Annotated in this window: 3 protein-coding genes; all 3 read left to right on the top strand. The window is 71.2% G+C overall.

What is annotated here, in order from left to right; all coding sequences use genetic code 11:
- Positions 1 to 78: 78 nt before the first annotated feature.
- Genes ABD089_RS09285 through recD form a run of 3 tightly spaced genes read left to right on the top strand, consistent with a single transcriptional unit; the run spans position 79 to position 8,515 of the window.
- Positions 79 to 3,252 carry an exodeoxyribonuclease V subunit gamma gene (locus ABD089_RS09285; RefSeq protein ID WP_343886061.1) on the top strand — a complete coding sequence of 1,058 codons (3,174 nt, stop codon included), beginning with the start codon at positions 79 to 81 and terminating at the stop codon, positions 3,250 to 3,252.
- The gene (locus tag ABD089_RS09280) at positions 3,249 to 6,653 is read left to right on the top strand and encodes a UvrD-helicase domain-containing protein (protein WP_343886059.1); all 3,405 of its coding nucleotides are present in this window, start codon (positions 3,249 to 3,251) and stop codon (positions 6,651 to 6,653) included. The genes ABD089_RS09285 and ABD089_RS09280 overlap by 4 nt, the downstream gene beginning before the upstream one ends.
- Positions 6,650 to 8,515: an exodeoxyribonuclease V subunit alpha gene (gene recD / locus ABD089_RS09275; RefSeq protein WP_343886058.1), complete on the top strand. Its 1,866-nt coding sequence runs from the start codon at positions 6,650 to 6,652 to the stop codon at positions 8,513 to 8,515. Before ABD089_RS09280 ends, recD begins: the two co-directional genes overlap by 4 nt.
- Positions 8,516 to 8,527: the final 12 nt, after the last annotated feature.

Below are 8,527 nucleotides of genomic sequence, written 5' to 3'. Positions count from 1 at the left end.
AGAGCACTCGGCGGGAAAGCTCCCATCACCCGACTGTCATGAACCTGTCTGCCACCAACACCTAGGGTGGTCAGCACCATGACAGCACTGCTCCGCCTGCGCCTCAGCGACAGCTGGGAAGACCTCGCCGCCGACCTGGCCGGCGAGCTGCGTTCCGTCGACGTCGACCCCTTCGTGTCCATCCCCATTGTCGTGGGTGGCTCGGCGGCGTCTCGGCGCCTCTCGCAGGTGCTGGCGACACGCCTCTCGGACGACGGGCTGGGCGTCTGCGCGGGCGTGGAGTTCACCCAGTTGAGGCGGCTGCGACGGGCGCTGGAGCATGACCTGCTCGGTCTGGACGCGGCCACCGATCCCTGGCGCAGCCGCGGTCTGGCGATGGCCGTCCTCGAGGTTCTGGACGAATGCTCCGGCCAACCCTGGGCTGCCGTCCTGGACCACCACCTCGGCTCGGCAGAAGCACGTCCGGGACGCCGGCTGGCGACCGCGAACAAGATCGGCGGGTTGTTCCTGGGTTACTGCCGCACGGCACCGGGGATGGTGCGCGAATGGTCCGCCGGTCGAGCAGTGGGCGCCGATGCGCAACCGCTTCCCGAACACCGTCAATGGCAGCCCGAGGTGTGGCTGCGGGTCCGAGCGCTGCTCGACCCCGCCCCCGACCCGGTGGCCCGGCACGACCTGCTGGTCGACGCAGTGGCCACCCTCGCTGCCAGCGAAGAGGTGCTCCGCCTGCTCGATCCCACGCCCTGCACCCCACTCGACCGCGCCCTGGTGCAGGCCCTGGCCACCAGACGCCCGGTGCATGCCTGGTTGTTGGACCAGTCGGAGATGGACGGCGCCCTGGTGTCCCGCTTTGGCGGCTTGCGCGCCGAGGCCCTGGATCGTTGGCGCACGGCTGCGGACGTCGTCGAGGTACTGCCGCCGGTGACTCCTCGCCCGCGCGGGCTGCTCGGGGCGCTGCAGCATGGGGGCGATGGCGCTGAGATCGGCTCGGTGCAGATCCATCGGGCGCACGGCCTGGACCGCCAGGTGGAGGTCTTGCGGGAGTCTCTCGTCGCGCTGTTCGAGGACGACCCGACACTCGAGCCGCGTGATGTCGTCGTCGCCTGCACCGACCTGGCCGCGGCCGCGCCCTTGGTGCGCGCCTCCTTCCAACTGGACCGTGACCGGATCGGGCCGCTGCTCCACCCCGGCCATGAACTACGCGTGCAACTGGCTGACGGTTCGCTGGCCCAGCCCAACCAGGTGTTGGTCGGGCTGGTGCACGTGTTGGACCTGGTGGCCGGTCGCGCGACCTCCTCCGCGCTGCTCGACCTGTGCAACTCGCCCGCCGTCATCGCGCGGTTCGCCCTCGGCGAGGATGATCGGGAGCGCGTCGGACGGCTGATCAAGCAGGCCGACATCCGGTGGGGGCTGGACGCGAACCACCGCGCCAGCTTCGGGCTGGCCGGGGTGCGCCAGTCGACCTGGCTGGCGGGGCTCGACCGGGTCCTCGTGGGCGTGGCCATGGGTCAGGAGCCTCCGTCGTGGCTCGGCACCGCACTTCCCCTGGCGCAGGTCGAGTCCAATGACGTGGCCGCCGCCGGCAAGCTCGCCGAGATCGTCTCACGCGTCCGGCGGGTCGCCGCCGGGCTGCGGGAACCGGCCTCGATCGGGGTGTGGGTGAACCGACTGCAGGAGGTCATTGACCTGCTGCTCGGAGCGGAACGTGAACAGGCCTGGCAGGTAAGTGCCGCCAGCGCTGAGTTGGCCGACCTCGCCGACCTCACCGTCGACCGCCGCGCCGAGCTTGTGTTGGGTGACATCCGTGCCCTCTTCGACCGCCTGCTGCGGGTCGGGCGCGGTCGTCCCAACCACGGCAACGGCTCGTTGCTGGTGTGCGGTCTGGACGATCTCGGCGCTGTGCCCCATCGGGTGGTCGCCGTGCTCGGTCTGGACGACCGATCATTCCCCCGCCGTCCAACGCGCGATGGGGATGATGTGGTGCGCCAGGTGGACATCGAACTGGACCCTCGCGCGCAGTCGCGCCAATGGTTGCTGGACGCACTGGCGTCGGCCCGCGAGCGCTTCCTGGTCGTCCACCAGGGTTTCGATGCGCGCACCAACGAACCGCTCCCCAGGCCGGTCGCGCTGGCGGACCTCCTGGACGCCTGTGAGCAGCACTCCGGCGGGAGCTTCGACTGCGTGGCGCACCCCCTGATGCCGCACTCTGCCCGCAACTTCACCCCCGGGGCCGTCGGATCCTTCGACCAGCTGGCGCTGGCCGGTGCCCGCGCCCGCGAGCAGTTCCTCGCCCAGGTACCCACACCACGTCCTGCGCTGTGGCAGCAGAGCCTCGGCACTCCGCCGTCGGGCGACGTCGAACTCGAGCAGCTGGTGACCTTCTTCAAGCACCCCGCCCGTGAGCTGCTGCGCCACAGCATGGGCGTCACGATGGGCAGCTGGGACGAGCAGTTGTCGGACGATCTGCCGGTCGACCCGAGTTTCCTGGACGACTGGCGGATCGGGCACCGGATGGTGGAACTCGCGTTGGCCGGGTTGGACCCGGCGCAGGTGGAGGCGGCCGAGCGGCTGCGCGGCGACCTGCCGCCAGGTGTGCTGGGCAGCCGGGTGCTGGAACGCCTGATGCCGACGGTGCGCAAGGTGGTCGACGCCACGATGCGCGTCAGCCAGGGCCCGGGCGAGGACCACGACTGCGTCCTGCAGCTCACCGGCGGGCGGCTCACCGGGCGTGTTCGCACCCAGGGGAATGCGGTGTGCAGCCACGTCTTCTCCAAGAGCAATGGCCAGCACCTGCTGCAGGCCTGGCTGCCGTTGCTGGTGCTGGGTGCCACCACGGCGGCACCTGTTGGTGGCTGGCGGGCGGTCCATGTCGGACGTGATGCGGTCGCGACCCTGCTGGCACCGCCGCCCGAGGCCTGTGCTCAACTGCTCGGGGAGTTCGTGGCCCTGCGACACGAGGGCTTGCAGCGGCTGCTGCCACTGCCGGTCAAGACCGCCGCGGAAAGGATGTCAGTCGTACCGCTGCGCCCGTGGGGGGATCAGGACCCGGCCCGCAATGCTCGACGCGCGTGGCAGCGCTCCGACCACGATGCCGACTGGGCTCGCTTCCTCGGCGACGAGTACGAGGACCTGATGGCACCACCGCCGCTGGACGGCGACCCGGGCCTGCTCGCGGGCAGTCGATTCGAGGGGCTGGCGGACTGGCTGTTCGGCCCCCTGCGTACCCAGCTGACGGTGGAGAACCTGCGATGACCGAGACCCTTCCCGCCGCCCCCGTGGGTGGCCCCCAGCCGGAGGGCTTCGACCTGGTGGGTCCGCTGCCGACCGGCACCACCGTTCTCGAGGCCTCGGCCGGTACGGGCAAGACCTATGCCATCACGGCGCTGGCGGTGCGCTACCTGGCCGAGGGTCGCTTTCGGCTGGACGAAGTGATGATGGTCACCTTCAGCCGCGCCGCCACCGGCGAGTTGCGCAGCCGGGTGCACGAACGGCTCGTTCATACCGTCGAGTTGTTGCAGTCCGCTGCCGAGGGAAGGGTGCCCGGTGAGATTGACCCCGTGGACGCCTTGCTGGTGACCGGGACCCCGACCGAGTTGATCGAACGCCGGGACCGGCTCCGCGCCGCCCTGGGGGACATCGACCAGGCCACCATCGCCACCACCCACGAGTTCTGCCAGCAGATGCTCACCGGGCTGGGGATGCTCACCGACCATGACGCCACCGCGCGCTTCGTCGACGACGTCAGCGACGTCGCGACCCAGGTGGCCCAGGACGTGTACCTGGCCCACGAGCTGACCAGCACTGACACCAAGCCGCCGCACAAGCTGGCCCGCTGGGACCAGTGGCGTGCCGTGGCGCTGGCAGCCACCATCCGCGAACCCGTCGCGCCGCTCGCCCCGCAGCCGGCCGAGGGCCTGACCGCTGACCGGGTGGGCTTCGCTGCGCAGGTGCGCGGTGAGTTCGAGGCCCGCATGCGCCGGGCGGGGTTGTACACCTTTGACGACATGGTGGGACGCCTGCGGGCTGCCCTGCTTGACCCGGTCACCGGCGAGCAGGCCGTTGCCGCACTCGCCGCCCGCTACCCACTCGTGCTGATCGACGAGTTCCAGGACACCGACCCCACCCAGTGGGAGATCGTCGAGAAGGCCTTCGCCGGGCGCTCCACCCTGGTGCTGATCGGTGACCCGAAGCAAGCCATCTACGCCTTTCGTGGCGCCGACGTCGCCGCCTACCTGCAGGCCACGCAGCAGGGCGAGACCCGAACCTTGCCCACCAACCACCGCTCCGATGCGGGCGTGGTCGCGGCCGTCCTCGACCTCTTCGCGGGGGCTGCGCTCGGCGACGGCCGGATCGTCGTCCGCGAGGTCTCTGCGCGCCATGAACAGCCGCGTATCCGCAGGGCCCGCTCAGAGCCCTCGGCCACCACCCCGGCCGAGATCCGGTGCATCCCGCGAACGGGAAGCTCCGAACTCACCAGCCGGGCGGCAGCCCAACTCGTCGACACGGACCTCGTCAACCAGGTCGTGGCGCTGCTGACCGACGGCTGGGAGGTGTTCGATGCAGAACCTGACCAGTGGCGTCCGCTGCAGGCCCGTGACATCGCCGTGCTGGTGCGTCGCAATCGCCGTGGCGAGCAGATCCGTCGCGCCCTGGTCGCGGCTGGCGTCGGTGCCGTCTTCGGCGGCGCTGACCCGGTGATGCGCACGACAGCGGCACGCGACTGGCTGGAACTGCTCACCGCCCTGTGCGACCCGCGCACCACGACGATGAAGCGGGCAGCGCTGACCAGTCTGGTGGGCTGGGACGAGATGCAGCTGGCGGCCGCGGTGCGCGACGAGCCCGGGTTGCCCAGCCACCAGACACTGGGCAACCTCGCGGTGGAGATGAAAACACTCGCCCGCGTGCTCGCCGACCAGGGCGTGGCCGCCGTGCACGAGCTCTTGTGCGAGCAGCACCACCTCTACCAGCGGCTGCTGGCGCGTCCCGGCGGTGAGCGCCTGCTCACCGACATTCGCCACGTCGCACAGCTCCTGCAAGAGGCAGCGAATCGCCAGCAACTCGGGCCGGCGGCCCTCGTCGACTGGCTGGCTGACCGGATCGACCAGGCCGATGCCGGCCAGGACGCCGATCGCACCCGCCGGTTGGAGACCGACCGGTCGTGCGTCCAGGTCATGACCGTCCACGGGGCCAAGGGCCTCGAGTTCCCGGTGGTGCTGCTGCCCGAAGCCGCCGACTCCTGGCAGCCGGAGGACAAGTTCGAGCCCGTGGTCCGCCACGAGGGCACCGACCGGGTACTCGACGTGGGCGTCGACGCGGGACGCAAGGAACGCTGGGCCCAGCACCTCGCCGAGGAACGGGCCGAGTCGCTGCGCACCCTCTACGTGGCGGCCACCCGGGCGAAGAGCCGGCTCGTGATGTGGTGGGCCCCGACCAAGGAGAACACGGCCGGTTCCCCGCTGCACCGGCTGTTGAACGGCCCCCGCCGCCACGGAGCAACCCCTGACGCGGACTACCCCTTGGAGCCCACTCCCGTCGAGGGCAATCGCCTCGACCCCCGGCTCACCAGCGTCGTGACCGTGCCCGCCGCGCCAGCACGGGTGCTGCCAGCTGCCCCCACCGGACGCACCGAGCTGCGCGCGCGCACCGCCCGGCGGGAGATCGACCGCACCTGGCGCAGGACCTCCTACTCGGGCCTGACCGCCGACGTGCACGGGATGCCGCTGCTGGAGCGCCCCGACGGGTGGCTGGACGACGAACCGGATGCGACCGACCCTGGTGATGTCCGGCAGGGCCGCGATGAGGCGCCAGCGCTGGCGGTCGCACCGACCGTCGAGGATCCGCTCATTTCGTCACTCGCGCCCCTGCCCGGCGGTGTCCAGTTCGGTTCCCTGGTGCACGGCGTCCTCGAGCTGGTGAATCCGCAGGCACCCGATCTGCCCGCCGAGGTGGCCCGGCACGTGGACCATCTGGTCACCAGGATGCCGGTGGACGGCCTGGACGCCGAGGCCCTCGCGCGCGGGGTGCTCGAGGTGCTCGACACCCCCCTCGGCGACCTGGCGAATGGACTGCGCCTGGCCGACATCGCGGTCGCCGACCGTCTTGCCGAACTGGACTTCGAGTTGCCGCTCGGGTCGAACAGGCGCACTGCAACCCTCGGCGCGATCGCCGCTGCGCTCTGCGACCCGGGCCTCGCCGGTCAGGACCCCTTCGCCGAGCGCTATGGGCAGCACCTGGCCGCTTCCCCGGTCGCCGACAAGGTCTTGCGCGGCTTCCTGACCGGCTCGATCGACGCCGTGCTGAGGTTGCCCGACCAGCGCCACCTGGTGGTCGACTACAAGACCAACCGGATGCCCACCGAGACCGACCTGACCGTGTGGCACTACACCCCGCCCGCGATGGCCAGGGCGATGATCGAGGCGCACTACCCCCTGCAGGCCCTGCTCTACTGCGCGGCCCTGCACCGTTACCTGTCGTGGCGGCTGCCCGGCTACGATCCGGCGCGCCACCTGGGCGGGGTTGGTTATCTCTTCGTCCGCGGGATGGCTGGGCCCGAGACCCCCGTCGTCGAGGGCATGCCCTGCGGTGTGTTCACCTGGCACCCGGCCCCGCGGCTCGTGGTGACCGTCTCCGAACTCCTGGGAGGACTGCGATGAGCTCCGAGGCGCACCCCGGGCGGAACACCGCCACCGTGCCCGATCCCTACCGGGCCATCTCGGCTGTCGGGGTTCTCGGCGCGTTCAGCGACGAGGGCGTGCTGGAACTCGCCGACGTCCACGTCGCGCAGACGCTCGGCCGCCTCTGCCGTGAATCCAGCGAACCGGTGCTGCTGGCCGTCGCACTCGCCGTCCGTGCCCTGCGGACCGGGTCGGTCTGCCTCGACCTGCGCACGGCGCGAGCGCAGGTGCTGGCCGACATCAAGGACCCTGCCCTGGACCCCGAGGTGACGGCGGTCCCGGTTGCCGAATTGCCCTGGCCCGAGGTGGACGAATGGCTCGCGGCGCTGGCTGCGAGCCCGATGGTGGCCCAGGGCGCGGCTGCGGCGGCGAACAAGCTCCCGGTCCGGCTCGTCGATGACCTGCTCTACCTGGAGCGCTACTGGCTCGAGGAGAGCGTCGTCCGCCGGCAACTGGACGACCGTTCGGCCCGGCCCGTACCCCCGATCGATGAGCTTCGGCTGGCTCGCGCCCTCGGCGCGTTGTTCGACGGGGTCGGTCTGGACGAGGGTGAGGAGGACCGCCAGAAGAAGGCGGCGAGCGCCGCAGCGTCCGGGTGGACGACGGTGGTCGCCGGTGGTCCGGGCACCGGCAAGACCAGCACCGTCGCCAAACTCCTGGCCACCCTGCAGGCGCAGACCTCCACCCCGCTGCGGATCGCCCTTGCTGCACCCAGCGGCAAGGCCGCCGCCCGCCTGCAGCAGGCCGTCAGCCAGGCGCTGTCCGAATTGCCGGAGGGCTCGGCCCGTCCGCACCCGGAGGAGGCCTCAACGCTGCACAAGCTGCTGGAGGCCCGCGGTGCCGGGGGTGGTTTCGGGCGTGGTGCCACCAATCCCCTGCCGCACCACGTCGTCGTCGTGGACGAGGTCTCCATGGTCGCCCTGCCGCTGATGGCGCGACTGTTGGAGGCGCTGCGCGAGGACACGCGGCTCGTCCTGGTCGGTGACCACCACCAGCTCACGAGCGTCGACGCCGGATCGGTGCTGGCCGACCTGGTCGCCGCCTCCCGGCTGCCGAACTCACCCGACCGTGGCCAGGTGGTCGAGCTGGTGCACACCTGGCGCTTCGGCACCGACATCGCCAACCTGGCCGAGACCATCCGGCGGGGGGAGGCAGACGAGGCCCTGTCGCTGCTGGCGGCAGGCGGGCAGGTCCAGATGACGGCTGTCGGTGGCCGCGAGCTCGCGCACTGGTCGCCCGCCGACTCGCCCGAGTTGTCCGCCGCCATCCGGGATTGCGGACACTTGATCCACGCCGCCGCCCAGGCCGGGGACATCGCCCAGGCGCTGGACCACCTGGACGACCACCGCCTGCTGTGTGCCCACCGTGAGGGTCGCTACGGCGTGGCGCGCTGGGGTCGGCTGGCCGAGGAGCACCTGCGAGCCTCCATCCCCGGCTACGGCGCCGAAGGCGAGTGGTACCCCGGCCGTCCGCTGCTGGTGACCCAGAACCTGCGCGACCTCGGGCTGTCGAATGGCGACTCGGGGGTGGTGGTGGCGCTGGACGGCCAGTCCCGCGCCGCGATCGGTGACCGGACGCAGTGGGGCACCTTTTCGCCCTATCTCCTGGACCAGGTGACGAGCCTGCACGCCATGACCGTCCACAAGGCCCAGGGCAGCCAGTTCCGCCAGGTCACGGTCGTGTTGCCTCCGCCGGACTCGCCGCTCCTGACCCGGGAACTGCTCTACACCGCCGTCACCCGGGCAAGCCAGAGCGTTCACCTGGTCGGCGATCCGGAGTCGGTCCGCCGGGCGGTCGAGAACCCCGCTGGACGGTCATCGGGCCTGGCCCGGGGCTGGTAGTCCATCCGCCTC

This window comes from Luteococcus sanguinis, from assembly GCF_039527675.1.
In the GTDB taxonomy this organism is placed as follows: Bacteria; Actinomycetota; Actinomycetes; order Propionibacteriales; family Propionibacteriaceae; genus Luteococcus; species Luteococcus sanguinis.
This window is presented reverse-complemented; position numbering and strand designations above follow the sequence as displayed.